Raw genomic sequence first — 25,344 nt, 5'->3', positions numbered from 1 at the left:
TTGATTACGGCTGAGTTGGACCGGGAACGGATCAGAGTTGTTGGGCAAAAGCCTGTTGCGGTCAGTTGTCACAGGGGGCTAGCAAGGTTTCTAAGCCTTGGAAATTGGCAGGGCAGAAATTCCTGATTTTTGACGTTGGGGGAGACTGCTGGCCGGGTTGGGGTGGACTGGAGCTGCATCTGTCTATGCCTAGGACAAAAATTATTAACTTTAGGCTTTGCATAATTGGAATCTTAGGTAACAATGTCCTTCCATAGGCGTTTTGCAAATGTGATCTGGATCGGCATGGCAACCTGGGAATTTTTACTCCAAAAAGAAGGTGATCGGGAATGGCTTTCCCTGGAATCGGCCCATGGGTCGGTGTTGGAAGGCTGTTATCGGTTGATGGCTAAATGTCCCCACCCCGATGCGTCCATTGATATTGAAATTAATCATTACTTTGACCAGGCCGGCCTGACCAAACATCGGCAACAACATCGTACCCACCGCAGCAGCGCCTCTGGGCTTTTGGGGGTCATTCCCTTTACCTATCTTGAACCAGGCCTGTGGGAATTAACCTGCCATCCTCAGCAAACCCTGATTGACCCCAGCCAAGCTGTCCACCTAAAGCTAGAGGTTTTACCCCAATTGGTGAACACAGAATGGGATTGGGAGCCAGAACCCGGCCTGGAGGTGGACAATGCGACTAAGCCCGAGTTGCCCCAGGACTTCAACCCACCCGCCTCTGGGGAACTCCCACGACCGGAGCCAGCCACTGCATCTACACTATCCCCTGGTCCAACACCCCTCTTGGTTTTGGATCAAAGTGCCCATACGGTATTTGCGGATGAAGTCGTCACCTTGACCGGCCAGGCCTGGGTAGCGGGAGAGTTAACCATTCGTCTGCGAGACCCCCTGACCCAAGAACTCACCTGCCAGCAAACAATCCGCTTGATAGATCCAGTGCCCCAGCAGTTTAGTTGTACCTTAAACCTGCCCCAGGCCAATTGTGTTTTAGTTGGCGAAGCGCGGTTAATCCCCAGTTCTGGTGAACAGCACCCCCATCTGCGGGCCTCCCAAGCCTTTATGATTACGGTTTTGCTCCCCCCAGATACGGAACTCCTCAACCAACTCTTATCCCCCTCTGCGCCCCTTAACAGCACTAGAATTTCCGAACGGGACTGGACCTCGGCTGGCACTGGTGCAAATGCGCTATTCCCTGACCCTGTGGCAACCAGTCGCAAGGCGCAATCGGCCCCTGATCTGTTTAATGTCGAGGCCGATGAACCCCTACCACCTGCATCGCCAAAGCCTACTTCACCCCGTCCAGAATTACCGATTCTAGCTCCCATTGCCTTATCCACCGTCCCCTCTCCTGGGTTAGTCATGCCCCCCAAACTGGCCGCAGCGGCAGACCCTTACCTCGACCACCAGGCCGTGCAGTTGCCCCATTTTTGCCAGCCGGAGCCATCCACACCCCCTGCCCCTGTTCAGCCCCGCAGTTTTGCGACTCTCAAACGCCAACATCGGTTTTTGAAAACCCTGGTTAACTTAGCGGGTGATGTGGCTGTTCTGAACCCGGAACCTGAAAGTCCAGAGCCCATATCCTCCCTAGTCGCCTCTGCCCCTAAATTCTCATCCCCAACCCTCCCGCGCCCCTTAGCGGCCCCCATTTTGCACATTGCCCCCAACTCTCTCCAGGCCGGGACATTATTTTCCCTAAATTTGGACTTGCCTGAATATTATCCGGGGATTGGGGTAAAACTGTGGGTGACCAATGCCGAAACTGGGGATTTAATTGCTGGTCCACGCTGGTTAACAAGCTTCCAGGCCGGTGCCGAAGCGGAAACAGCAACAACCCATCTAAGCTTGGGGATTCCGGCGACCGTCAAGGTTATTGCCCTGATGGCCATTGCCGTGGATGAAAAAACTGGCCGGGAAAGCCAAACTGTGGTCATGCGCCAACACTTGATCCCGCGCCAAGCACCGGAGAGTTAAGTCTAAGCCGATGGGGGAATCATGGGGATTGCCATTAGTAGTTTTATTGGGCTTTTAATTCTGACAGAACTGGTGATTGGGTTGCGGCAGTTGAGCTTACCCTTATCCGCGATCCTGGTTTTGGGGGCGATTCTGGCCATTGCCTCGAATTGGCGACATTTACGGGCATCATGAGCAGGCCTAATTTCAGCCTTAACTAAGCTGGTTAAGCTATATTCAGCCCCCTCTCCTAATAGCTCCCAAATTTAGACTATGGGTAATGTCCTCACCCAACTGCCCCTATTCCAGGCCACCCAACGCCGTCTTGCCATCTGGTACACCCTGGTCACCGGCCTGTTGTTATTGATTTTCGCCACAGGGTTCTTTCTCTATGTGCGGGGTACACTCATCGAGCGGGTGGACGATACCCTGAATCATGTGGTGGAAGTGGTCAGTCGCTCCCTGATTATTAGCCCCGATGCCCCAGAACCGATCAACTGGCCAGTTAGTTTTGACCGTAACCCCTTGGCAACGGCAGCCCTTGAAGAAGACCACATTGATCTGGAGGGGTTTAATGCGGCTGGAGAACTGGCCTGGTCAACCTTGGGAGATGTCTTGGAAATTCCCCTGCGTCCCAGCCGGAATCCAGTCACAATCATCACCAATCCCCTCGCCCCACCGGAGTCACGCCACTGGTTAAGGCAAATCACCGTTACCCTGCGCCAAAAAAATCAGGTGATTGGTTATTTGCGGGTCAGTCATCCTTGGTTTGAAGTCACCCGCCCCAGTCAGGAATTGTTGGTGGATTTGAGCCTGGGCCTGGGGGCAATGGTGGGCCTGGTGGCCGCCAGTGGCTGGTTTCTGTCGCGGCTGGCCATGGAACCGATTTGGGAATCCTACGCCTACCTGAAACAATTCACCGCTGATGCCTCCCATGAACTGCGCAACCCCATTGCCCTGATTCAAACCAATGTTCAAGTGGCCTTAGCTGATCCCCACCCCGACCGCCAGGCCCAGCAGTTACAGGCCGTTGAACGGATTACCAGACGTTTGGGCCGCCTCGTGGATGATTTATTGTTTCTCGCCCGCCAAGACAGTGGGATTGTCCCGCTCCGATTACAACTCTGTGCCTTAGACGGCATCTTGATGACGGTGATTGGAGAGCAGGAAATCATCGCCCAGGCCCGACAGATCACCCTGGATCTCGAGATTGCAGATATGGAAGCCCTGAATCCAAATCCCAATGATGAACCCTTTACTCTCCAAGGCGATGAGGATCAACTATTACGTCTATTTACAAACTTGATCAGTAATGCCATAGTCCATAGTCCCCCCTCTGGCTGCATTCAGATGCAACTGACCCAGGAAGCTCAATCCTATCGGGTCACGATTCAAGATCAGGGGCCAGGGATTCCCAGTGAGTCTCTGCCACGGATTTTTGATCGCTTCTTTCGCCTGAAGCCAACACAGTCAGAAGGCACGGGGTTAGGATTAGCCATTGCCCAGGCCATTGTCCACAATCATCAGGGCAAAATTCAGGTTAAGAGTGGGATTAACCAAGGCACCACCTTCACTGTCTCCCTCCCCCGCACCAATTGACCCCTCAGGGCAATTTATAATTAGAGATAGAAAGATTTTTCCTTAGCCCCCTCAAGAGTCAGTCTTTATGCCCCTTACCCTCAGCCCTGCCTCAGTTTTGGATGTCTTGCGGCCGGTGGAGGATCCTGAGTTACGCCGGAGTTTGGTGGAACTGAACATGATCCGCAATGTCGAGATCCAGGCCGGGACAGTCCGCTTTACCTTGGTCTTGACAACCCCCTCCTGTCCGTTGCGGGAATTTATTGTTGATGATTGTAAAAAAGCTGTCTTTGCCCTACCAGGGGTCGCCGATGTCCAGGTGGATGTGACAGCCGAAACGCCCCAACAAAAAAGTTTGCCCGACCGCACCGGAATTCCGGGGGTGAAAAATATTATTGCGGTTTCCAGTGGCAAAGGCGGTGTGGGGAAAAGCACGGTGGCGGTGAATATTGCCGTGGCCTTGGCTGAGGCCGGTTCGGCCGTGGGAATGATTGATGCCGATATTTATGGGCCAAATGTGCCGACCATGTTGGGCTTACAAAATGCCATTATTGAAGTCCGCAAAACCCCCCAAGGGGATGTCCTCGAACCCCCCAGCAATTACGGGGTCAAGATGGTCTCCATGGGCTTTCTGATTGATCCGGATCAGCCGGTGGTCTGGCGTGGCCCGATGTTGAACGGGATTATTCGCCAATTTCTTTACCAGGCCGATTGGGGCGAATTGGATTATCTGATTGTGGATTTACCCCCTGGAACCGGAGACGCTCAATTAACCCTCGCTCAGGCGGTTCCCATGGCCGGCGTTGTCATTGTCACCACTCCCCAAACGGTGGCCCTCCAGGATGCCCGGCGGGGCTTAAAAATGTTTCAGAATTTAGGGGTGCATGTCCTGGGAGTTGTGGAAAACATGAGCTACTTTATTCCCCCAGATTTACCGGATCGCCGCTATGACATTTTTGGCTCCCAAGGGGGAGAACGGATGGCCCAAGAGTTAAACCTGCCCTTATTGGGATGTGTGCCCTTGGAACTCAATGTCCGCGAGGGGGGCGATGCGGGTTTACCGATTGTTTTGAACTATCCTGACTCTGCCTCGGCCCAGGCCCTACGCCACATTGCCCAACAGGTGGCAGCCAAGGTTTCCATTGCAGCTTTGATTGGTATTTAGTTGAGCGTGTGAATAATCAAATGACAGTTTCCTCTTCCCCGGCCTGGTACACCCTCGATCGCCAAGACACCGCTGTCCATCTGCAAACAGATCCCAACCGAGGACTGACAACTGAGCAGGCTGAACAACGCTACGACTATTACGGGCCCAATGAACTCAAAGAAACCCAGGGTCGCAGTAAGTTTCAGATTTTCCTGGATCAGTTTCGCAATGTCATGCTGATCATGCTGATTGTTGTGGCGCTCATCTCTGGTGGACTGGATGTCTATGAGGCCTGGGCCAGCCATACGTTTATTTTTCCGAAAGATGCAGCGGCCATTTTGGTCGTTGTGGTTCTCAATGGCCTGTTGGGCTATGTCCAGGAAACCCGGGCGGAAGCGGCCTTAGCAGCCCTGAAAAACATGGCCACCTCCAAAGTCCGGGTAATTCGGGATGGGCGCATTGCCGAAATTGATTCAGTCGAATTGGTGCCAGGGGATGTTCTGCTTTTGGAAACGGGGGTGAAAATTGCTGCCGATGGTCGTTTGTGGGAAGCGGTTAATTTGCAAGTCCGGGAAGCCACTCTCACTGGAGAAGCCCAAGGGGTAATCAAAGATGCGGGCCTGGAACTGCCTGAAGATACAGTTTTAGGGGATCGGTTGAATGTTGTCTATGCCGGAACAGAGGTGACCCAAGGGCGGGGGACGGTGCTTGTCACTCACACAGGCATGAGTACTGAGCTAGGGAAAATTGCCACAGCCCTACAAGCGGTGGAAACCGAACCAACCCCCCTGCAAAAACGGATGACGGAACTGGGGAATAAATTAGTCTTTGGCTCCCTCGTCTTGGTGGCTTTGGTGATTGGGGCGGGACTAATTTTCCGGCCAGATCTATTCCGGCAATTTGTGGAAGTGTCCCTGAGCATGGCCGTGGCGGTCGTTCCCGAAGGCTTACCGGCGGTGATTACGGTCACATTGGCCCTGGGAACCCAACGGATGGTTAAACGCAATGCCCTGATTCGCCGCCTGCCAGCCGTAGAAACTTTGGGAAGTATCACCACCATCTGCTCCGACAAAACGGGGACATTGACCCAAAATAAAATGGTGGTGCAGGCAATTCGGACTCTCCATAACCAGGCCAATGTGACTGGCACAGGCTATGACCCTAATGGCGAATTACAATCCCATCCTCCCAGTGACCCCCATGTGGCCAGCCTTGGCCTGGCGGAACAGCGATTGCTCCTCTTAGCGGGGGCTGTTTGTAATGATGCCGTCTTGCAAAAGGAAGCAGGGGAATGGATAGTTCTCGGCGATCCCACCGAAGGGGCGTTGTTACCCTTAGCGGTTAAAGGTGGTTTTGACCTGGCCCAACTTCACCAAGAGTTTGAACGCCTGGAAGAATTTCCTTTCTGTGCAGATCGAAAACGAATGAGCGTGATCGGGACTCTAGGGACGGCCAGTGACTATGGCCTGGACAGTGCGCCCTATCTGATGTTTACCAAGGGATCCCCAGAACTAACCCTAGAATGTTGTACGCAAATTCAATTGGGTGGGGCCGCTCAACTCATCAACCCCGGCCAACGGGCCATGATTTTGGCTCAAAACGACCAACTGGCCAAACAAGGGCTACGGGTTTTAGGTCTCGCCTATCGGGCCTGGTCAGAGTTACCCCCCCCGGCTTCTGAAGCTGAGAGTGAACAGAATTTAGTTTGGCTGGGCCTGGTGGGTATTTTAGATCCGCCCCGCCCAGAAGTAAAGGCGGCTGTAGAAAAATGCTTAACCGCTGGGATTCGACCGATCATGATTACGGGGGATCACCAACTCACCGCCCAGGCCATTGCCACCAGTTTGGGAATTTGCCAGGCCGGGGATTATGTTTTAACCGGACGAGACCTGGCCAAAATGACGGCGGCGGAACTGGATCAACGGGTGATGGAGGTGAATGTCTACGCTCGCGTGTCCCCAGAGCACAAGCTGCAAATCGTCCAAGCCCTCCAACGCCAGGGGCAAGTGGTGGCGATGACGGGGGACGGAGTGAATGATGCTCCGGCCCTGAAACAAGCCGATATTGGCGTGGCGATGGGAATTACGGGCACTGATGTCACCAAAGAAGCCAGCGATATGGTCTTACTCGATGACAACTTTGCCACCATTGTTGCAGCCACTGAGGAAGGGCGGGTGATTTATAGTAATATTCGCCGATTTATTAAATATATTCTTGGCTCTAATATTGGCGAAGTCTTAACCATTGCCGCTGCCCCGATCATTGGCCTGGGTGGAGTTCCCCTGTCGCCCCTGCAAATTTTATGGATGAACTTGGTCACGGATGGTTTGCCAGCCTTAGCCTTAGCTGTTGAACCTGGCTCTCCTGGTGTGATGCAAGTCCCCCCCATTAATCCCAAGGAGAGTATCTTTGCGCGGGGGATGGGTTCCTATATGGTTCGGGTTGGCCTGGTTTTAGCGATTGTCACCATTGCCATGATGGCCTGGGCCTATGGGTTTACCAATACTGTCACCTCAGATATCCTAAGTCCAAAACGCTGGGCCACAATGGTATTTACGACCCTTTGTATTGCTCAAATGGGCCATGCCTTGGCGGTGCGCTCAACCTCAAAGTTAACCCTTGAACTGCCCTTATTTTCTAATCCCTATCTTTTACTATCCCTGTTCCTGACCACAGTGCTGCAACTGTGCTTAATTTATGTCCCATTTTTGCGGGAGTTTTTTAATACCCAAATCATCTCTGGCCAGGAGTTACTGATTTGCTTTGGGTGCAGTGCCCTTGTTTTTGTTTGGGTTGAGATGGAAAAATTAGTCTATCGTTATTGGAAACGAGCCTGAAGGATATTTGCCAGTTTGTCTTACTTCAGGGAAATCAATGGAGAGAGGGCCATGAGTGATGTGATGACAGCCAGTGAAGCCAAGCAAATCTTAGATGCTATTCAAGCCCTAACAGTGGAAGTAAAGGTTAACCAGGCCCGGACTGAAGAACAATTCAAGACCTTACGGGCCGAAGTTAAGGCGGAGATCAATGAATTACGAGCTGAAGTTAAGGCAGAAATTAATGAGTTACGGACTGAAGTTAAGGCGGAAATTAAAGCCCTTAATGACAAGGTGGATACTTTACGTTCTGACCTGCGTGATGACATTAACGAACTACGAGACAGGCAAAAAGCAATTGACTCCAGGTTATGGGCCTTTATTGTTGGCTTAGTGACATTAGTGGGTGGCGGTGTCATTAAAGTCCTTTGGTTTGACCGGGCTTGAATTTCTGTCTAATTCCCGGCAACAGTCTCTACCTCGCTATAGTCCCGAATGAGTTGAGTTGTAGCCGCCACATCCAAGGGGACAGAAAAATAATAGCCCTGGCCGACTGGACAGCCTAATTCCCGGAGTTGTTGAGCTTGGAATTCAGTTTCAATCCCCTCTGCTACCACCGTTAACCTTAAGCCTTGGGCGATGCCGAGAATTGCCCGAATAATTTCTAAGCTATTTTCATTATGTTCAATGTCTTTGACAAAACATCGATCTATTTTGAGCACATCTATGGGGAGGCGGCTTAAATATCCTAATGATGAATATCCCGTCCCAAAATCATCCATGGCCAGACGAATCTGTTGTTGTTTCAACTTTAAGAGGGTTTGCATCGCCGCATCGGGATTTTCAACAACGGTTGTTTCTGTAATTTCTAGTTGTAATTTTTCTGGGGCCAGGCCGGTGCGGGTGAGGGTTTCAAAGACCGTATCCACTAAGTGGGGTTGGCTCAGTTGGCGGGCGGAAACATTCACACTTAAGACTAGATTTAGATCTGGAAACTGTTCATACCACTGTTGCATCTGTTGACAGGCGTGCCAAAGAACATAGGCCCCAATGGGAATAATCAATCCTGTTTCTTCAGCAATGGGAATAAATTTGTCAGGGCGAATTAAGCCCTCAACTGGATGTTGCCAGCGAATTAAGGCCTCAAACCCCTTGAGTTGATTGTTATTGAGGGAGTAAATGGGTTGGTAGTAAACACAAAGTTCTTGTTTCTCGAGGGCCTGGTACAAACTATTTTCCAGTTGCATTCGTTCCCGGAGAGTGGCGTGCATTTCTGGTTGAAAAATGACGTAGCGATTTCCCCCAGCGACCTTGGCCCGATACATAGCAATATCAGCATTGCGAATATATTCATCAGCAGGCTGGTTAAGGTCGGACTTTAGATGTACCCCAACACTAGCTGTGGCAAAAAAGGACTGACCCCGCACAATGAATGGAGCCTGGAATGCACTCACTAAACGTTGGGCCACAATCAAGGCATCATCCAGTTCACTTAAATCATCGAGTAAAATGACAAACTCATCTCCACCCACGCGGGCAATCGTATCATCAGGCCGGAGATATTGTTGCAAACGATGGGTAAATTCAATCAGTAATTGATCGCCAGAGGAATGGCCTAAACTATCATTAATAACCTTAAATCGATCAATATCAATAAATAAGAGGGCAAAGTGATAGGTGGCCCGTCTGCGGGCATGGCGTAGGGCCTGACCTAACCGATCCAGAAGTAAAGCCCGATTGGGTAAACCCGTTAAGAGATCATGTAGAGCATCGTGGAGGAGTTGGGTTTCGGCCATGCGGTGTTCGGTTTGATCGGTGAGGGATCCGGCCATCCGATAGGCCTGACCATACTGATCACGCAAGACTTGTCCCCGACTTAAAGCCCAGCGGTATTGACCGTTTTTGTGACGAATCCGATATTCCTGCTGGAAATGGGGGGTTTGCCCCTGAACGTGCAACGTGAGATTGAGCTTGACCCGCTCCACATCTTGGGGATGGATACGATTAACCCATTCCTCCAGGGTCTGCCCCAGTTCATCTTCTTGATAACCGAGGAGAACTTTCCAGCGAGGAGAGTAATATACTTCATTGGTGTGTAAGTCCCAATCCCAAACTCCATCGTTTATTCCCATAATCAACAGGGCATAGCGTTCTGTCGTTTCCAGGAGTGCCATCTGGGCCTGGTGGAGAATGCTGATATTTTGCCCACAAGCAATGCCACTGCCATCGGGTAGGCGAATGTAACTCCAGAGGGTTTCAATCACTTGGGCTGAGCGGGTATGGGTGGGAATGGATTGCCAACCGTATTGTCCCCCCAACATCCAAGCGCGAACTTGTTGACAGGTGCTTGGATCGGGGTAGCAGGCCGCCAAAACATCATGGGTGACTAGATCAGCTGTTGTCCAACCCAGTATTTGCGTGAATTCTTCATTTACGGAAATTAATACCCCTTCCAGGCTGTAAATGGCCACCATTAAGGGCAACTGAGAAAATGTATCTCGGACGAGTTGATAACTGTTTACTTCAACCAGCCAATTCGGAACAGACAAGTCGCTTATATCTGCTGGAGCCAAAGACTCATTATCAGGATGCTCAGGATAATCCGTTGTTGATGCCATAGAGAGCCGGAGCCGATTAAACCTGAGAGGTTGTTTTAATTGTTAGTAGTTTCACTAAATAATGAGTCATGCCACAAAAAGTTGTAAGTGTAATAAAGGTAAATATCTGTATAACTTATAGCAGCCTCAATTCTTGTGCAAGCAAGTCACACTCAAGGTTGTAGATAACATCCTAAACTAAATGTCAAGTGCCCGGACGAACTTCTGTGAAAATCTCAGCTAAAATCTTGGCTGCGCCCTGCCCTTTGAGTTGAGTGGCTAGTGTAACCCCCAGGCCCTCGGCTGCTGTGATTGGCCCAGTGATCTGATTTTTAACCAGGTTCTGTCCATCTAAACTAGCCACCAGGCCTGTCAAGGTCAATTCATCCCCATCAATTTGCGTATTCACCCCAATGGGGACCTGGCATCCCCCTTCTAGCTCCCGGAGAAAGGCCCGTTCTGCCAAGCAGCATTGAGCGGTGGGGTAATGTTCTAGGGTTTTGACAATGGCTAAAATTTCTGGATCGGCAGCGCGGCACTCAATGCCCAAAGCTCCTTGCCCGACTGCGTGGAGGGAAATCTCTGGGGGAATGACCTGTTGAATTCGGGCCCCAAAACCCAAGCGTTTTAAGCCAGCCACAGCCAAAATTAGGCCATCATATTCACCCGCATCTAATTTTTGGAGGCGGGTATTGAGATTGCCCCGCACATCTTTGAAGGTGAGTTCTGGAAAATAATGCCGGAGTTGGGCCAGCCGCCGCAGGGAAGACGTGCCAATCACTGCACCGGGAGGGAGGGTATCGAGTTGATGGTCTTTGAACTTGGCATTGACCACCAGGCCATCGGCAGGATCTTCGCGCTCTGTGATTGCCCCCAGCATCAAGCCATCGGGTAAGTGGGTCGGTAAATCCTTGAGGGAATGAACGGCTAAGTCTGTATCTCCCCGGAGCATTGAGACCTCTAATTCTTTGGTAAAGAGGCCCTTATCCCCAATCTTAGCTAAGGCGACATCGAGAATGTTATCCCCCTGGGTGCTCATGGTCACCACATCAAACTGCCGCTCAGGATGCCGTTGCTGTAATTCCGCTTGTACCCATTCAGTTTGGACTAGGGCCAGTTGACTTTTACGGGAACCAATCCGGACAGTTTGGCTAGGAGAAGAAACAGCAGTCATAAAATCAGCCTAAGTTTGCTAAATCACAGGGGTAAGGGTCGTCCCTACCTTTTCTACTCTAGTAGATTGTGTTTCTCTCCAGACCTGGAATAATAATCCTAATGCTGATTCGTTAATAAAATTAATTCAACTCCTACTTCAGGCTTGAAATGCGGCCCTGACCCGTTTCTCACAAACGCGCCCAAACCAGGCAATGGGTAAACTTAAGGCCAGGTACAGAAGCAGTGCTAACACATAAAGAGGAAAGGGGTTGCTACTGTTGCGAATCGTCCAACTGGTCATGATTGAAGTTAAATCCATCCCCGCAATCACACTGACAATAGCCGAGTCTTTCAACATATAGATAAAATCATTGACCAAAGGCGGAATCACCAATTGGAAGGCCTGGGGGAGGACAACATGAATAAAGCCTTGATTATTGGTCATCCCGAGGGAGAGAGCGGCCTCTGTTTGCCCCCGATCCACAGAATTTAACCCGGCCCGAAAGACTTCTGCTTCATAGGCGGCGTAGTTTAAGGCCAGGGAGGTAATTCCGGCAGTCCAAGCATTAACAAGGGTGGCCAGATCCAGTTGCGCCAAGATTGCCCCAACCCCGTAGTAGAGGAGGAGAATTTGGGTAATAATCGGCGTGCCACGGGTAATTTCAATGAAGAACCGGGCCGGCCAGGCCAACCAAATCAAGGCTGAAGTGGACATTGCGGCCAGCACTAACCCGAGGAGGACGGCAATGGGAAAGGAAACCGCGCAATAAATAAGGGTATTCAGCGTCCCTTTGAGAAAGTCTGGGAAGGCCCGAATTGCTAACTCCATGGTTGCCCCTGCTATCCCTTAACTAATGCCAATTTCAGCCTGCTGACTATTCCACATTTTCCATTTTTCGTAAATGCCTTTCAGGGTGCCATTGGTTTTCAGGTTACCGAGGGCCTGGTCAATTTCGGCTTTGAGGGTTTCGGCTTTGGGACTATTTTTGTTAAAAGCAAGCACATAGTTATTGAGGTAAAAGGGCTTCCCAATGGGTTTCAGGGCAGTTTCCACAGTCCCCCCCGGCCCACTGCCTAAAACATAGTAGGCCACGATTGGGGAATCAATAAAAACAGCATCAATCCGTTTTTGAATCAAATCATCAAAGGGCAGATTGCCATCATAGGTGCGGGGAGTGAGGTTTGGATAGGATTCCAGAATTTCCTGGGCTTTATATCCCAGGCCGGTGCCCACAGTCATGCCCGCTAAATCGGCCAAACTCATCTCACTGTCAGTGTTAAATTTCGCAAACCGCTCATCATCGGCCCGCACAACAATTTGTTGACCATAGCGATAGTAGGGGACAGAGAAAATCTGGGTCTTTTCTCGATCGGCATCAATTTCCCACCCATTCATAATCATGTCAAACCGATTTGCTGCGAGGGAGGCCCCCAGTTGGGCATAGGAGGTTTGTAAAAAGGTGGGTTTTGCGCCGAGTTGTTCCGCCAGGGCCTGGGCAATTTCCACCTCAAAACCAATCAACTCGGCTGGACTTTGGGGATTATAGAACACATAGGGCGCGCCACTGGTGGCCTCCCCTCCCCATTGCAAGTTACCCGGAATCATTAACCCCGAACTGGGCACAGGGGCCGGGGAACTGCTGATTTCATTGCTCTCAGTAACATTTCCAGAACAACCCACCAGGCCATTTTTCAAGGTAGCCCCTAAAATAACTAGCCCCGCAGTTTGACCGACCCGAGTGATAAACTGGCGACGTTGTAATGTTGACACCCGACATCCTCCACACTGAGCTATGCGTCCTGAAAAATAGGATATTCCTACCAACCCATTTATAGTAAGTCAACCTGCCACAGTTTTCGTATCAAAGGATACATCTAGCTGGCCTGGGGATGCTGATCGAGCCAATCATAGAGTTGATCCAGTTGGGCCAGGGTAATCAGTCCGTATTGCCAGAGAATAATCGGCAAGGGCCCACGGGATTGTCGCCACTGTCGCATCGCCAAGTCAATAGACTCCGGAGAAAGGGACAGATCCTGCTTCAGATAATTTAAAAGGAGCGGGGCGGGGGAACTAATGGTTTTGATCATGGGGCTGAGGACTAAGGCAAAGGATGAAGGAATCGGGTTGAATCATCAGGACTTAGAATTGGATTAGGCGGCCAGGCCTGGTTTATGCAGACCGTTAACCTCATTTCCGATAGAATTTGAACCAGTCTTCTACTAAAGCCTGAAATTTGACTGTCTAACCGAGAGAGTATATCAGTGTTCTAGGCTACAAAACCGTACTTTTTCGTAAATATTTATGTTGCGCTTGACCTGCCTGCCTTAGGCTGCCCATACCTTAGCAAATTTCTTCAAAAATCGGTCTCCCACACCCAAGTTTACTTCGCTACTAAGCCGGATTTACCCCCGCTATACTCCTGAGTCCTAGTTGGTCAAGTTGATTAACGCGAGAACAAGTTTAGCCATCAAAGGGTAGGGAGCGTTTAGGAATTTTGTTTACGGGTTTGCCAACTCTCAATAATCCGGCCCAAGTTGAGACGAAATTCTGACCAGCCTAGGAAACTCCCCGATAATTCTTCTTCCCAGGAGGCGGAAATCACCCCATAGCTTAAGCCAACAACCCCCAGCCCAAAGAAGCCCATGCTGACTAAGACCACAGCAACATTGGGGAGTTCAAATAATTCCTGCTTGACAATCACATAGCAGAGGGGAAAGGTCAGCAAGCCCAAAAGACTGGGGATACCACAGCAAACCGCCATCCGGGTCGCCATCCGATTACTCACCACCTCAGGAATGCCCAGGCCAGCTTTTTTCTTGGGGCTACTCGGTTGACTCTCAGGTTTAGAAGCAGTCAGGGGAGCCACGGAGACCTTGGGTATTTTTTTCTGAGACTTTTTGGATTTAGGTTGAAAGGGTAACGGGGCCTGGGGTTGAGAGTTCCCAGAAGATGCAGACTTTGGAGAAGGTTCCTGAGCCATAATGTCTATTAACCGCGGATACCGAGCTTGGCGATCAATTCCCGATAGTGGCCACTGTCATGTTTGGCAATGTAGCTGAGGAGACGTTTGCGCTGACCAATCATTTTCAACAGGCCACGGCGGGAGGCATGATCTTTTTTGTTGCTCTTGAGGTGCTCTGACAGACGCTTAATCCGTTCCGTGAGGATGGCCACTTGGACATCGGCAGAACCTGTATCAGTGCCATGAACCTGGTAGTCGTTGATGATTTCCTGTTTTCGCTCTTGAAGTAAAACCATAATTCCATCTGGTGCAGTAGGGGTCAGGATTCATCATTCTACCAGATTCCCCTCAGGGCTAACTCTATCGGTTGGAGATTCCATTCCCTAAAATGAAGGGAGGGTTTAGGTGGGATAGCCATGTCGTTGTCGTCTAAACCTTATGTTGCGAACCCCACACCCCCACGGGAGGACTAAATGAGTTTAATCATTACCTGGTTAGTCACGAGTCTGAGCTTGTTCGTGATCTCTAAAATTGAGATTCTCGGGGTAGAAATTGAGAGTTTTCCCACCGCATTATGGTCAGCAGCTGTCTTTGGCATTTTGAATGCAACCTTGGGAGCCGTTCTCAAATTCTTGGCGTTTCCGATTACTTTTTTAACCTTGGGTCTGTTTGCGTTGATTTTAAACGGGGTGATTTTTGCCTTGGCGGCCGCACTGGTGAGTGGATTTAACTTGAAAAATGGCTTTTGGAGTGCCTTATTTGGGGCAATTGCCTTAAGTATTATGAACTCCTTGACCTTTGCTGTTTTGGGAAGTCTAGGGATTGTCTAAACCCGGCCTGGAACTTTTTTCCCCAACGATTCAGATTTACTGCCACCCAGGCCCGGCCTGGCAATGGTTAACCCACTATCAACAGCGGCAACCGGCCTTTGCTTGTGTTTTGGGGTTTACAGAAACGGCCCTGATTCCTGGAATTTCTGCGGCTGGGGCGACACCAGAATCTCGCCAATATACGGCCCTTGCCGATGCTGAGTTTTTGATCAACGGCCCGCAACCTCACCCCCGCTACCCCTTACCACCCTTAACTGCTGGAGCATCACCTGTTTTAATTACGCGAGCCGTCACCCAGGCCTGTGATTGGCCCATCTATCTATTTAATGTCGGACTGCCATTTCCCCCCAGTGTGCCGATGATTGATTTATCCAGTCAACCGACGCAATGTCTAACCACTGGAAAAGCCATGAGTATTGATTTGGTCGAGCATCTTTGGCAGCAAGGCCAGGCCTGGGGCGAGAAACTAATTCAGGCAGGTGATTACTTAATTCTCTCAGAATGCCTGGTGGCCGGCACAACGACTGCTTTGGCCATCTTGGAAGGCTTAGGCATCCCGGCCCGTGAACGCATTGGTAGTAGTCATGTCCAGGCCAATCATGGGCAAAAATGGCAACTGGTTCAACAGGCCCTGGCTCATCTGTCTGTGCCATATACACCAATGGAGTTAGTGGCCCAGGTGGGAGATGCGATGCAGATCTTTGCGGCTGGAATGTTACTGAGTGCCAGTCGGCGGGGCGGAGTGCTCTTAGCCGGAGGGAGTCAAATGTTAGCCGTTTATGCCCTCGCTCAAGCCCTAGCCAAAGCAGAAAATCTGGCCTGGCAACCTGACAATATTGTCATTGGCACGACTCGCTGGATTACCGAAGATGCTGGAGCCGATGTGGTTGGCCTATCCACAGATCTGGGTGTTCCCCTCCTAGCAACTCAATTAAACCTCGGTCAGTCCCAATTTCCAGCCCTCCAGGCCTATGAGCAGGGGTTTGTCAAAGAGGGGGTTGGGGCCGGAGGGGCCGCAATTGGGGCCGCACTTTCCCACAACTGGACATTAGCCCGTTTAGCCAATGCTGTTGAGCAGGTTGCCGCCGCCTATCTCCAGAGCCAATTGCACTCACCCATCTAATCTAAGCTCTATAATTGCCCTTGGTAACAATTTTGGTGGAGTGAGCCTGATGAAATCCTTAATCCCGTGGGGCCTCGTCCCTGCCCTCGTCATTGGTGTTACTGCACCTGGCCTGGCCAGTGATAACCTCAGCACCGTTACCCAACGGGTCGAAACCGCCACCTTTGTTCTGAGCCAATTTACCGCCGACAGCAGCCAACGCATCCCCCCGTCGATCATTCGCAAAGGGCAAGGCATCGCGATTATCCCTGGGATTGTCCAGGCTGGGTTTATTTTTGGTGGTCGCCGTGGTGCGGGGATTCTCTTAGTGCGTAATGACAAGGGTGGTTGGAGCCGTCCCGCTTTTATTACCATCACCGGCGGAAGTTTTGGCTTACAGATTGGCGCGCAATCCTCAGACTTAGTGCTGGTGTTTAACAACAAATTAGTCGTCACCCAAGCCTTATCCCAATCCTTTCGCCTCGGGGGTAATGTTTCTGTGGCAGCCGGGCCAGTGGGCGGAGATGTGGTCAGTCCCTCTGATCCGAGTCCCAGTGTGTTCTCCTATGCCCGCAACTCTGGCCTGTTTGCCGGGGTTTCCTTAGAGGGGGCCAACCTTTCCTTTGACAGTACCAGCAGCAACACGTTTTACGCTCAAAAAAACCTCACTCCCCTGCAAATTTTCAATAATAATCCCCCCTTATCCTCTCCCCCAGTCCTAACTGGACTTTATCAAGCTTTGACTAGTGCGGCCCGGTAGCCCAGTCTTTGCCGCTACACCCTTGCTTGAGTCACCCTCTAGTTTCAGAATGGGAAAGGCTTGTCTCGGATTGGCGGTAATATGCGCGTTGCCTTAGTCACGGAAACCTTTTTACCGAAAGTGGATGGGATTGTCACCCGCCTTTGCCAAACCGTCCGGCATTTACAAGAACTTGGAGATCAGGTTTTGGTCATCTCACCAGAAGGGGGTATTAAAGAATATTGTGGCGCGCGCGTCCATGGGGTAACGGGCTTTCCTCTGCCACTCTATCCAGAACTGAAACTGGCCTTACCCCGGCCCTCCATCCAAACCGCCATCGAAGCCTTTCAACCCGATTTAGTCCATGTGGTTAATCCAGCGGTCTTGGGCCTATCAGGAGTCTGGGCGGCCAAAACTCTCAATTTACCCCTAGTGGCTTCCTACCATACCCATTTACCCCAATATTTGCAGTACTACGGTCTGAGTTCTCTCGAGGGGTTGTTATGGCAACTCCTGCGTTTAGTCCATAACCAGGCCCAGTTAAATTTATGCACCTCCACCGCCATGATTGCCGCCCTAGATAACCATCACATTGACCATTTGGCCCTCTGGCAACGGGGGGTTGATGTGGAGTTATTTCACCCCAGTAAAGCGGATCAAGCCATGCGTCACCACCTGAGTCAAGGACATCCCGATTCCCCCCTGTTGCTCTATGTCGGGCGGTTATCAGCCGAAAAAGAAATTGAGCAAATCAAGCCCGTCTTAGAGGCAATTCCCAATGCCCGGTTAGCATTAGTCGGTGGTGGCCCCCACGAAGCAGAACTGCGGAAATATTTTGCCAACTCCCCCACGTTTTTTGCAGGCTATTTAACCGGTGAACCCTTGGCCCAGGCCTTTGCGGTGGCCGATGCCTTTGTCTTTCCCTCGCGGACTGAAACCCTGGGATTAGTCTTATTGGAAGCAATGGCGGCCGGTTGTCCAGTGGTGGCAGCTAGAAGTGGGGGCATTCCCGATATTGTCCAGGATGGGGTAAACGGCTACCTCTTTGAACCGGCAGATGCCACAGGGGCCATGACCGCCACCCAGAAATTACTCGAGCAGCCCAGTGAAAAAGAAGCCCTGCGCCAGAATGCCCGCCGTGAAGCTGAACGCTGGAGTTGGCAAGCTGCGACCCAACAGTTACAGAGCTATTACCAAGCCGTCCTCAGGGCCTACCCAGCTCCAGTCCCCTTAGCCTCCTAGATTTATACCCATGATATAAATATAAAATTGCTGCCGGGCGGGCCGGGAAAGGTTGCCAATGTTAGAACCCATTTGCTGGATTTTACTGCTCGGATTTGGGGGGGGACAACTGGCCCGCCTCCTGAACATTCCGGCTTTGGTGGGGATGGTGATTGTCGGGATGATCCTTGGCCCCCAAGCGACCCAGGTGATTGATCCGGCGGTCTTGGCCTTGGGAGCCGACTTTCAAAAAATCGCTGTGATGGTGATCTTGATGAAAGCCGGCCTGGGCCTGGATTGGGAAAAGCTCTCTCAGCAAGGGACGGTGGCTCTGCGCTTAGGATTTTTCCCAGCGGCCTGTGAAGCCCTCGTGATTGCTGTTGCGGCGATGGTTTTATTCCAGTTTGACTGGGCCACGGGCCTGCTCTTGGGCTGTGTGATTGGGGCTGAATCTCCGGCTGTAATTGTCCCAGGGATGTTGCGCTTAAAGAGTTTAGGCTGGGGGGTGAGTAAAGGAATTCCCGATGCGGTCTTAACAGGCAGTGCCTTATCGGATGTCCTGATTTTGTTGGTGTTTGGTTTGTTGATTAATGTTGTTGGGGAGGGCGCGGCCCAGGCCTGGTATTGGCTCCCACTGCAAGTCCTGATGCAAATTAGTTTGGGATTATTGTGCGGTTGGGTCTTGGCGCAAGTTTTAGTCTGGGTCTTAGTGCGGCAAAGTTGGACTCAAACCCTGACCCAAGATACTCTGGTGACGGCTGGATTAGCCCTCGCTTTGATCCTATTGGCTGACCAGTTACCCCTCTTTTCAGGCTATTTAGCGGTCATGGGCACGGGGTTCTTTTTAATTGAACTGGATGCTCCCTTGGCGCGGCGATTACGATCTGGGTTTGACAGCCTATGGACAGTGGCGGAACTATTTTTATTTGTCTTCCTAGGCGCAAGTATTCAACTTAACGTTTTGGGGGATACCTGGGGCCTGGGCCTGGGGATTTTGGCCATTGGTACCTTAGTCGGGCGGATGATCGGTTGGTTGCTTTCGACTTGGGGCAGTAATTGGAACTGGAAAGAACGGCTTTTCCTCCTGCCGGCAAATTCCGCTAAGGCTACGGTGCAAGCTGCGATTGGGGGTTTACCTCTGGCCATGGGAATTCCTGGGGGGGACAAAATTCTGGCGGTGGCCGCGCTTTCGATTTTAGTAACCGCTCCCCTTGGGGCCTGGGCCATTCCCACCTTTGCCCCCCAACTCCTCAGCCGCGGCGAGGTTGACCCAACCAAAACAGCCATGACCCGCCAATTAACAATTCTGGCTGCGGTGGATACGGATGCCCAGGCCCCAACGATACTCAAAAAAGCGGCTGAATTGGCCCGGCGCAGTGATGCCGAGGTAATTGTGCTCCATGTCATCCAGACCCCCGAAACCAAACCCCTAGAAACCTTACACACCCAATGTCAATCCTTGTTAGCGGACATTCGCCATCGGATCATGACCGTTGAAGGTACGGTTCCGGCCGAAATTTTACGCATTTCCCAAGAGTTCCAGGCCAGTGAAATTATCATCGGTCGCCATGGACAAACCGGGTGGCCATCCAAGTTGATTGGGTCAGTATCCCAGGCCATCTTAGAATCCAGTTCTACCCCCGTCTTAATTGTCTCAGAAACCGCTTGAGGCCATGATCACCTGATTGGGCAAAGTGGTCTTGAGGATGAGCCGAGTTAGGGCAGCCTAGCCACTGTAAAATGGGTTCGATTCTGAAGGTTCTATCGCATCTATAGCGTTGCGGAGGCTGTTCTGAGAGAGTAGAAATGTTAAAAAGACCGCCCATAAGGCATTTTCTGACCTGTCCTCGTCTTACCCTAAATGAGTAACGCTATATGGCCAATCAGCGGATCATTATGTTGGTTCCGGGGGGAATTGGGGATCAAATCCTCGTCTTTCCCACCTTGGCGGATCTGCAGGGCCACTATCCCCAGGCCCAAATTGATGTTGTGGTTGAACCTCGCTCCCAAGCAGCCTATGAGGTGAATGCGGTCGTGAACCAGGTTTTGACGTTTCCCTTTCGGGCTAAGAAAACTTGGCGGGATTGGTGGAGTCTGATTCAGCAAATCCGGCGCGGGCAGTACGACATCATTATTTCCCTGGGCGAAAGCGGTGCGGTGCGGGTTTTGCTCTGGTTAACTGGGGTTCCCAAGCGGGTCGGGTATGCCAATCAAAAAACTTGGGGTTTACTGACCCATCCGGCCACCTTGAATAAAAATCAATATGCGGCGGCCATGTATCATGATCTCCTCCAGGGCCTGGGGATTAAAAACGAATATCCACCTTTGTTCGCTACGGTTAACCCCGCAGACCAGGCCTGGGGAGAGTCAGAACGGCTTCGTTTACAGGTACAATCCCCCTACATCCTGATTCACGGCGGCTCTAGTAAAATGGCGCGGCTGAAGGGCATTAATAAGATTTACCCCCTCGGGGCCTGGATTGAAGTTCTCCATACCCTAAACGCAAAGTATCCCGAAATCTCAGTGCTGATCGTGCAGGGTCCGGATGATCAGGAATGGGGTGAACAATTGACCGCCGCCATCCCGGAACTGAAACGAACCCAGCCCCCCAGTTTTGGCAAATTAGCCGCGCTGATTGAAACCGCAACTGGGATGATTTGTACCGACAGCGGTCCGATGCATTTAGGAGTTGCCTTAAATACCCCCTTAGTGGCTCTCTTTGGCCCCACTGACCCGCGGAAACTCTTACCGCCCCAACCCCATTTCCGCCCCGTGAAGTCCCCGACAGAGCAAATTGGGGATATTTCTCCGGCCATGATATTGTCTCAAGTTACAGAGGTGTTGCATGGCTAGAGCCGCCGTATTTTTAGATCGGGATGGGGTGCTCAACCAAGAGGCTGGCTATTTATTTAATGTTGAGGATCTAAAGTTGATGTCCGGTGTGGCCCAGGCCGTGGGGCGGTTAAACCAGGCTGGGTTATTTTGCTGTCTTGTCTCTAATCAATCGGGCCCGGCCCGCCATTATTATAACTATGACCATGTGTTGGCCCTTCATCACCGCTTAGAAACCTTATTGGCCGAAGAAGCAGGAGCCAAACTAGATGCCCTGTATTTCTGCCCAGAACTCAGTCCTCCTGAAGGTGGGATTAACCCCGACTACACGGCCTGGACAACCTGGCGAAAACCCAATACCGGAATGCTGGTGGCCGCGGCCTGGGATCATGATTTGGATATTGCGCGCAGTTTTATGGTCGGGGATAAAGCCACCGATATCGATTTAGCTCGGAATGCTGGCTGTCGGGGCATTCTTGTCCAAACTGGCTTCGGGCAGAGCGTCCTGGCTGGGGAGTATCAACACCAAACGGAGCCAGATTTTATTGCCGCCGATCTAAACCAGGCCGTGGATTGGATTTTGGTACAGGTAGCTACTACTCCGGCAGAATAATTTTGGCTGATCCTAGGGATGGGATATGATAGCAGGCGTGACTAATGTTTGTTGATTGGGAAGGAACCTTATGGCGCAGGGACAAGGCTTTGGATTCGGCTTAGGCAAAATGCGGGAATTGGCAGATGCTATCCAAAAAGCCCAGAAAGTCCAAGAAGGAGCCAAAAAACTCCAAGAAGATTTAGAGCAAATGGAAATTGAAGGCCAAGCGGCCGGGGGCCTGGTCAAGGTATTTATGAGTGGCACCCAAGAACCGTTACGAGTGGAAATTAAGGAAGATCTCCTGTCTGAAGGGGCAGAAGTTCTCTCCGATTTAGTCACTGCGGCCATGAAGGATGCCTACCTCAAATCCACCACCACGATGCGGGAACAAATGGAGGAATTAACGGGCGGGTTATCCATCCCTGGCCTGGGCGGTTGAGGCCTCCAAAGGTAATCTACTGGGGGAGGACAGGATGGCGGGGCCGTTACGAATTTTGATTGTCGAAGATGACCCAATGATGCAGTTGGGCTTGGAGCAATCTTTGACGGCCTATCCCCAGTTTGAGATTATTGCCCAGGCCGAGGATGGGTTTTCGGGGGTGGAAGCGGCTCGGAATTTGCAGCCGGATTTAGTGGTCATGGATATTGGTTTGCCCGGCCTGGATGGAATTGCCGCCACCCACCAAATCAAGGCCGAATTTCCCCAAATCCATGTGGTGATCCTGACTTCTCATCAATCAGAAACCGAAGTGGTGGCCGCCTTAGCCAGTGGAGCCGATGCCTACTGTATTAAAGGTGCAACTGTTGATCGTCTTGTCACCGCCATTACCGCCGCCCAAGAGGGAGCTACCTATTTAGACCCGCAAATTGCCCGTCAAGTGGTTCAACATCTCCGGCCGCCCCAGGCCAGTCCCAGCGGAATGCAGCTATCCCAGCGAGAAATGGATGTGTTGCAGTTGATGGTTGAGGGGCTAAGTAATCCAGAAATTGCCGATAAATTATTCCTCAGTCCCAACACGATCAAAACCCATGTGCGGGGAATTATGAATAAACTCTCAGTGGATGATCGGGTGCAGGCGGCGGTGGTGGCGTTACGAACGGGCCTGGTCTAATCTCCTACCAGGTGGGATCCCTAAATAAATAGACAGTGTACTGAGCCTGGCCGGGGGGAATGGCACTAATGCAGGTTCTCACTTCACCCAATTCCTCAATCTCGACCGTACAGGCCCCACAAGACCCCTGCAAACATCCTGTCGGAATCTCAATCCCGGCCTGGCGCGCCACCTCTAGCCAAGAATCACCCACCTTAGCCGTAATCATCACTTCATCAGGGAAAAAGCAAATGGTCGTGGCCTGGGACATCGTTCATCACTCATTTAGTATTTAGGATTAAGTTTATAGTCATTTCCCTTAGGAATGAAACACAAAAGGACTTGAGACTGTTAAAGGCAGTAGTTTTGAGTATCCTAGTTTTGGCGAAAATGACTATAAGGTTGAGAGCAGTTCAAGTGAGAACTAAGGGGCTAAAATTTCAATCATTGAAAATGGACAATCTTTAGGAAAACTCTGCATCGGTTTTTGTGTTTCCTTCGCTGCATCTCGTCGTGCCCGCTGATAGTATTTGTTCAACCAATCAGAATCTTGCAAAAATCGCCCTAGACTTGGCGTATCTTCCAGGCAATCTTGGATCTTATCTCGACAATTCGTGATTGTGATCTCCCAACTTGTAGTTTTGCGCTCAGGTTGATACCGACATTTCAGGAGATGAAGTAAAAGCAATTGCAGATAACTCCCTAGTTCCCGTTGTTCCAGCCGCCCCAAGGCTTCTAACTCCTCAATGAGGTTTGATAAATCTAGTCCTGCCCAATCACCTCGACTAAGACAGGTAATTTGCTGCTCTGTCCATTGCAAGAAATCCTGTTCATGGAGTGGAGACGGATTCATAGAACGCAATTGGGGATTCACTGGCTGTTGTTGACAAGACTCCAGGCCTGGGCCGAGAAAATCCTAATCTTTAATTAACTACTCACAGCTTAACAGAGGCCCACAGCCGCCAAAAGTCTGAGAAAATTAGGATAACTCAATCTATTGAGAACAGTGACAATTCCGAGGGAGAGATCTATGGCAGACAACTGGCGGAGTCGAATCATCACCCAAGGCCTACAACGGACTCCCAATCGGGCCATGCTCCGAGCGTTGGGCTTTGAAGATGTGGACTTTAATAAACCCATTGTCGGCGTGGCCAGTGCCTACAGTACGATTACACCCTGCAATATGGGGATTGCAACTCTGGCTGAACAGGCCCAGGCCGGGATTCGCACCGGGGGAGGAATGCCGCAAATTTTTGGCACGATTACCGTCAGCGATGGCATTTCTATGGGCACAGAAGGGATGAAATATTCCCTAGTTTCGCGGGATGTAATTGCCGACTCCATTGAAACCGCCTGTAATGCCCAGAGTATGGATGGGGTTTTGGCCATTGGCGGCTGTGATAAGAATATGCCGGGGGCGATGATTGCCATGGCCCGGATGAATATTCCGGCAATTTTTGTCTATGGCGGAACAATTAAACCCGGCCATCTGGAGGGGGAAGACTTAACCGTTGTCAGTGCCTTTGAAGCTGTGGGCCAGTTTAGTGCCGGTCGGATTGAGGAAGCTCGTCTTTTTGCCGTGGAACGGAATGCTTGTCCGGGGGCAGGTTCCTGTGGGGGGATGTTTACGGCCAACACCATGTCCTCCGCCTTTGAAGCCATGGGCATGAGCCTGATGTATTCCTCCACCATGGCTGCTGAAGATGCCGAAAAAGCCGAGAATACGCAACTGGCGGGAAAAGTTTTAGTCGAGGCGATCCGTAATAACCTCCGGCCCCGCAACATTATTACCCGCAAGTCCATTGAAAACGCGATCTCCGTGATCATGGCCGTGGGTGGCTCTACCAATGCGGTGCTGCACTTTCTGGCCATTGCCCATTCAGCGGGTGTACCTTTAGTACTAGATGATTTTGAAACTATTCGGGAGCGCGTCCCTGTTCTGTGCGATATGAAGCCATCGGGTCGTTATGTGGCTACGGATTTACACAAGGCGGGTGGGATTCCCCAGGTGATGAAAATGCTCCTGAGTCATGGGCTGCTCCACGGCGACTGCCTCACCATTACCGGGCAAACTGTGGCTGAAGTTCTTCAGGATGTGCCGGATCAACCCCGTCCAGATCAAGATGTGATCCGCCCTTGGAATAATCCCATGTATGCCACTGGGCATTTAGCAATTTTGAAGGGAAACCTGGCTACAGAAGGGGCCGTTGCCAAAATTACGGGGGTCAAAAATCCCGAAATTACCGGGCCAGCTCGAGTTTTTAACTCCGAAGAAGCCTGTTTAGAGGCCATCCTTGCCAACCAGATTAATCCTGGGGATGTGATTGTGATTCGCTATGAGGGGCCAAAGGGTGGGCCGGGGATGCGGGAAATGCTGGCACCTACTTCGGCGATTATTGGGGCGGGCCTGGGGGATTCCGTGGGCTTAATTACCGATGGGCGGTTTTCTGGGGGAACCTATGGCATGGTGGTCGGCCATGTGGCTCCTGAAGCGGCGGTCGGCGGCACGATTGGCCTGGTGCAAGAGGGCGACTTGATTACCATTGATGCCCATAAACGTCTGCTGCAACTTAATATCTCGGATCAGGAATTGGCCCAGCGCCGCCAGGCCTGGCAACCACCACAGCCCCGGTATACTCGCGGGGTTTTAGCCAAATACGCCCAGCTAGTCTCCTCCAGTAGCGTGGGTGCAGTCACAGACTTAAACCTGAGTTGAGGCGTA

The 25,344-nt window shown here is 51.2% G+C and carries 25 protein-coding genes; 16 read left to right on the top strand and 9 right to left on the bottom strand.

The window, feature by feature from the left end:
• Positions 1–285 precede the first annotated feature (285 nt).
• The 6 genes from RIF25_RS05390 to RIF25_RS05365 all read left to right on the top strand — a co-directional run bounded on the left by RIF25_RS05390 (position 286) and on the right by RIF25_RS05365 (position 7,944).
• Positions 286–1,977 carry a hypothetical protein gene (locus RIF25_RS05390; RefSeq protein WP_322877522.1) on the top strand — a complete coding sequence of 564 codons (1,692 nt, stop codon included), beginning with the start codon at positions 286–288 and terminating at the stop codon, positions 1,975–1,977.
• 21 nt (positions 1,978–1,998) lie between these two features.
• Positions 1,999–2,151 (top strand): hypothetical protein, encoded by a 153-nt coding sequence (locus RIF25_RS05385; RefSeq protein WP_322877521.1) that lies wholly within the window; start codon positions 1,999–2,001, stop codon positions 2,149–2,151.
• 78 nt (positions 2,152–2,229) lie between these two features.
• Entirely contained in the window at positions 2,230–3,555 is a 1,326-nt protein-coding gene (locus tag RIF25_RS05380; RefSeq protein ID WP_322877520.1) for a sensor histidine kinase, read from the top strand.
• Positions 3,556–3,622: 67 nt separating this feature from the next.
• Positions 3,623–4,699, top strand: coding sequence for an Mrp/NBP35 family ATP-binding protein (locus RIF25_RS05375; RefSeq protein ID WP_322877519.1), 1,077 nt, complete (start codon positions 3,623–3,625; stop codon positions 4,697–4,699).
• A 20-nt stretch (positions 4,700–4,719) separates the two neighbouring features.
• Positions 4,720–7,518 (top strand): cation-translocating P-type ATPase, encoded by a 2,799-nt coding sequence (locus RIF25_RS05370; RefSeq protein ID WP_322877518.1) that lies wholly within the window; start codon positions 4,720–4,722, stop codon positions 7,516–7,518.
• A 51-nt stretch (positions 7,519–7,569) separates the two neighbouring features.
• A complete protein-coding gene (locus RIF25_RS05365; protein ID WP_322877517.1) occupies positions 7,570–7,944 on the top strand; it encodes a hypothetical protein in 375 nt (124 codons plus the stop codon).
• Positions 7,945–7,952: 8 nt separating this feature from the next.
• On the opposite strand, the gene RIF25_RS05360 is transcribed toward RIF25_RS05365, so the two are convergent.
• From RIF25_RS05360 to rpsO, 7 genes are all read right to left on the bottom strand, one after another.
• Positions 7,953–10,115 (bottom strand): putative bifunctional diguanylate cyclase/phosphodiesterase, encoded by a 2,163-nt coding sequence (locus RIF25_RS05360; RefSeq protein ID WP_322877516.1) that lies wholly within the window; start codon positions 10,113–10,115, stop codon positions 7,953–7,955.
• Positions 10,116–10,299: 184 nt separating this feature from the next.
• Positions 10,300–11,268: a hydroxymethylbilane synthase gene (gene hemC / locus RIF25_RS05355; RefSeq protein ID WP_322877515.1), complete on the bottom strand. Its 969-nt coding sequence runs from the start codon at positions 11,266–11,268 to the stop codon at positions 10,300–10,302.
• A 138-nt stretch (positions 11,269–11,406) separates the two neighbouring features.
• A complete protein-coding gene (locus RIF25_RS05350) occupies positions 11,407–12,078 on the bottom strand; it encodes an amino acid ABC transporter permease (RefSeq protein WP_322877514.1) in 672 nt (223 codons plus the stop codon).
• 18 nt (positions 12,079–12,096) lie between these two features.
• Positions 12,097–13,020 (bottom strand): ABC transporter substrate-binding protein, encoded by a 924-nt coding sequence (locus tag RIF25_RS05345; RefSeq protein WP_322877513.1) that lies wholly within the window; start codon positions 13,018–13,020, stop codon positions 12,097–12,099.
• A gap of 104 nt (positions 13,021–13,124) precedes the next feature.
• Positions 13,125–13,337: a DUF2949 domain-containing protein gene (locus RIF25_RS05340; protein ID WP_015124493.1), complete on the bottom strand. Its 213-nt coding sequence runs from the start codon at positions 13,335–13,337 to the stop codon at positions 13,125–13,127.
• A 398-nt stretch (positions 13,338–13,735) separates the two neighbouring features.
• Positions 13,736–14,230 carry a PAM68 family protein gene (locus RIF25_RS05335; protein ID WP_322877512.1) on the bottom strand — a complete coding sequence of 165 codons (495 nt, stop codon included), beginning with the start codon at positions 14,228–14,230 and terminating at the stop codon, positions 13,736–13,738.
• An 8-nt stretch (positions 14,231–14,238) separates the two neighbouring features.
• Entirely contained in the window at positions 14,239–14,508 is a 270-nt protein-coding gene (gene rpsO, locus RIF25_RS05330; RefSeq protein ID WP_322877511.1) for a 30S ribosomal protein S15, read from the bottom strand.
• A 177-nt stretch (positions 14,509–14,685) separates the two neighbouring features.
• Between rpsO and RIF25_RS05325 the strand changes: the two genes are divergently transcribed.
• From RIF25_RS05325 to RIF25_RS05285, 9 genes are all read left to right on the top strand, one after another.
• Positions 14,686–15,042, top strand: a complete 357-nt coding sequence (locus RIF25_RS05325) for a phage holin family protein (protein ID WP_322877510.1) — start codon at positions 14,686–14,688, stop codon at positions 15,040–15,042.
• A complete protein-coding gene (cobT, locus tag RIF25_RS05320; protein WP_322877509.1) occupies positions 15,035–16,165 on the top strand; it encodes a nicotinate mononucleotide-dependent phosphoribosyltransferase CobT in 1,131 nt (376 codons plus the stop codon). The genes RIF25_RS05325 and cobT overlap by 8 nt, the downstream gene beginning before the upstream one ends.
• Positions 16,166–16,214: 49 nt before the next feature.
• Complete coding sequence (locus tag RIF25_RS05315) at positions 16,215–16,904, top strand: lipid-binding SYLF domain-containing protein (RefSeq protein WP_322877508.1); 690 nt, start codon at positions 16,215–16,217, stop codon at positions 16,902–16,904.
• A gap of 81 nt (positions 16,905–16,985) precedes the next feature.
• Positions 16,986–18,125, top strand: a complete 1,140-nt coding sequence (locus RIF25_RS05310; RefSeq protein WP_407682334.1) for a glycosyltransferase family 4 protein — start codon at positions 16,986–16,988, stop codon at positions 18,123–18,125.
• Between the two features lie 58 nt (positions 18,126–18,183).
• Complete coding sequence (locus tag RIF25_RS05305) at positions 18,184–19,773, top strand: cation:proton antiporter domain-containing protein (protein ID WP_322877506.1); 1,590 nt, start codon at positions 18,184–18,186, stop codon at positions 19,771–19,773.
• A 206-nt stretch (positions 19,774–19,979) separates the two neighbouring features.
• On the top strand, positions 19,980–20,957 hold the full coding sequence (locus RIF25_RS05300) for a glycosyltransferase family 9 protein (RefSeq protein WP_322877505.1): 978 nt from the start codon (positions 19,980–19,982) through the stop codon (positions 20,955–20,957).
• Complete coding sequence (locus RIF25_RS05295; protein WP_322877504.1) at positions 20,950–21,549, top strand: D-glycero-alpha-D-manno-heptose-1,7-bisphosphate 7-phosphatase; 600 nt, start codon at positions 20,950–20,952, stop codon at positions 21,547–21,549. Before RIF25_RS05300 ends, RIF25_RS05295 begins: the two co-directional genes overlap by 8 nt.
• Positions 21,550–21,619: 70 nt before the next feature.
• Positions 21,620–21,970: a YbaB/EbfC family nucleoid-associated protein gene (locus RIF25_RS05290; protein ID WP_322877503.1), complete on the top strand. Its 351-nt coding sequence runs from the start codon at positions 21,620–21,622 to the stop codon at positions 21,968–21,970.
• A gap of 34 nt (positions 21,971–22,004) precedes the next feature.
• Positions 22,005–22,643 carry a response regulator transcription factor gene (locus RIF25_RS05285; protein WP_322877502.1) on the top strand — a complete coding sequence of 213 codons (639 nt, stop codon included), beginning with the start codon at positions 22,005–22,007 and terminating at the stop codon, positions 22,641–22,643.
• A gap of 4 nt (positions 22,644–22,647) precedes the next feature.
• On the opposite strand, the gene RIF25_RS05280 is transcribed toward RIF25_RS05285, so the two are convergent.
• Together RIF25_RS05280 and RIF25_RS05275 are read right to left on the bottom strand one after the other, a co-directional pair.
• Complete coding sequence (locus RIF25_RS05280) at positions 22,648–22,893, bottom strand: 2Fe-2S iron-sulfur cluster binding domain-containing protein (RefSeq protein WP_322877501.1); 246 nt, start codon at positions 22,891–22,893, stop codon at positions 22,648–22,650.
• Between the two features lie 153 nt (positions 22,894–23,046).
• Positions 23,047–23,475 carry a DUF29 domain-containing protein gene (locus RIF25_RS05275; protein WP_322877500.1) on the bottom strand — a complete coding sequence of 143 codons (429 nt, stop codon included), beginning with the start codon at positions 23,473–23,475 and terminating at the stop codon, positions 23,047–23,049.
• Between the two features lie 177 nt (positions 23,476–23,652).
• Here RIF25_RS05275 and ilvD point away from each other — a divergent pair, with 177 nt between their 5' ends.
• Complete coding sequence (gene ilvD / locus RIF25_RS05270) at positions 23,653–25,338, top strand: dihydroxy-acid dehydratase (RefSeq protein ID WP_322877499.1); 1,686 nt, start codon at positions 23,653–23,655, stop codon at positions 25,336–25,338.
• Positions 25,339–25,344 lie beyond the last annotated feature (6 nt).

The organism is Pseudocalidococcus azoricus BACA0444 (genome assembly GCF_031729055.1).
GTDB classification, from domain to species: Bacteria; Cyanobacteriota; Cyanobacteriia; order Thermosynechococcales; family Thermosynechococcaceae; genus Pseudocalidococcus; species Pseudocalidococcus azoricus.
The sequence above is the reverse complement of the archived record's forward strand: the minus strand, read 5'-3'. Positions and strand labels throughout refer to the sequence as shown.

Bases quoted from the DNA above. Each gene is read 5' to 3' on its own strand.
- RIF25_RS05390 (WP_322877522.1), top strand. From the start codon at position 286: ATGGCAACCTGGGAATTTTTACTCCAAAAAGAAGGTGATCGGGAATGG.
- RIF25_RS05385 (WP_322877521.1), top strand. From the start codon at position 1,999: ATGGGGATTGCCATTAGTAGTTTTATTGGGCTTTTAATTCTGACAGAA.
- RIF25_RS05380 (WP_322877520.1), top strand. From the start codon at position 2,230: ATGGGTAATGTCCTCACCCAACTGCCCCTATTCCAGGCCACCCAACGC.
- RIF25_RS05375 (WP_322877519.1), top strand. From the start codon at position 3,623: ATGCCCCTTACCCTCAGCCCTGCCTCAGTTTTGGATGTCTTGCGGCCG.
- RIF25_RS05370 (WP_322877518.1), top strand. From the start codon at position 4,720: ATGACAGTTTCCTCTTCCCCGGCCTGGTACACCCTCGATCGCCAAGAC.
- RIF25_RS05365 (WP_322877517.1), top strand. From the start codon at position 7,570: ATGAGTGATGTGATGACAGCCAGTGAAGCCAAGCAAATCTTAGATGCT.
- RIF25_RS05360 (WP_322877516.1), bottom strand. From the start codon at position 10,115: ATGGCATCAACAACGGATTATCCTGAGCATCCTGATAATGAGTCTTTG.
- hemC (WP_322877515.1), bottom strand. From the start codon at position 11,268: ATGACTGCTGTTTCTTCTCCTAGCCAAACTGTCCGGATTGGTTCCCGT.
- RIF25_RS05350 (WP_322877514.1), bottom strand. From the start codon at position 12,078: ATGGAGTTAGCAATTCGGGCCTTCCCAGACTTTCTCAAAGGGACGCTG.
- RIF25_RS05340 (WP_015124493.1), bottom strand. From the start codon at position 13,337: ATGATCAAAACCATTAGTTCCCCCGCCCCGCTCCTTTTAAATTATCTG.
- RIF25_RS05335 (WP_322877512.1), bottom strand. From the start codon at position 14,230: ATGGCTCAGGAACCTTCTCCAAAGTCTGCATCTTCTGGGAACTCTCAA.
- rpsO (WP_322877511.1), bottom strand. From the start codon at position 14,508: ATGGTTTTACTTCAAGAGCGAAAACAGGAAATCATCAACGACTACCAG.
- RIF25_RS05325 (WP_322877510.1), top strand. From the start codon at position 14,686: ATGAGTTTAATCATTACCTGGTTAGTCACGAGTCTGAGCTTGTTCGTG.
- RIF25_RS05315 (WP_322877508.1), top strand. From the start codon at position 16,215: ATGAAATCCTTAATCCCGTGGGGCCTCGTCCCTGCCCTCGTCATTGGT.
- RIF25_RS05310 (WP_407682334.1), top strand. From the start codon at position 16,986: ATGCGCGTTGCCTTAGTCACGGAAACCTTTTTACCGAAAGTGGATGGG.
- RIF25_RS05305 (WP_322877506.1), top strand. From the start codon at position 18,184: ATGTTAGAACCCATTTGCTGGATTTTACTGCTCGGATTTGGGGGGGGA.
- RIF25_RS05300 (WP_322877505.1), top strand. From the start codon at position 19,980: ATGGCCAATCAGCGGATCATTATGTTGGTTCCGGGGGGAATTGGGGAT.
- RIF25_RS05295 (WP_322877504.1), top strand. From the start codon at position 20,950: ATGGCTAGAGCCGCCGTATTTTTAGATCGGGATGGGGTGCTCAACCAA.
- RIF25_RS05290 (WP_322877503.1), top strand. From the start codon at position 21,620: ATGGCGCAGGGACAAGGCTTTGGATTCGGCTTAGGCAAAATGCGGGAA.
- RIF25_RS05285 (WP_322877502.1), top strand. From the start codon at position 22,005: ATGGCGGGGCCGTTACGAATTTTGATTGTCGAAGATGACCCAATGATG.
- RIF25_RS05280 (WP_322877501.1), bottom strand. From the start codon at position 22,893: ATGTCCCAGGCCACGACCATTTGCTTTTTCCCTGATGAAGTGATGATT.
- RIF25_RS05275 (WP_322877500.1), bottom strand. From the start codon at position 23,475: ATGAATCCGTCTCCACTCCATGAACAGGATTTCTTGCAATGGACAGAG.
- ilvD (WP_322877499.1), top strand. From the start codon at position 23,653: ATGGCAGACAACTGGCGGAGTCGAATCATCACCCAAGGCCTACAACGG.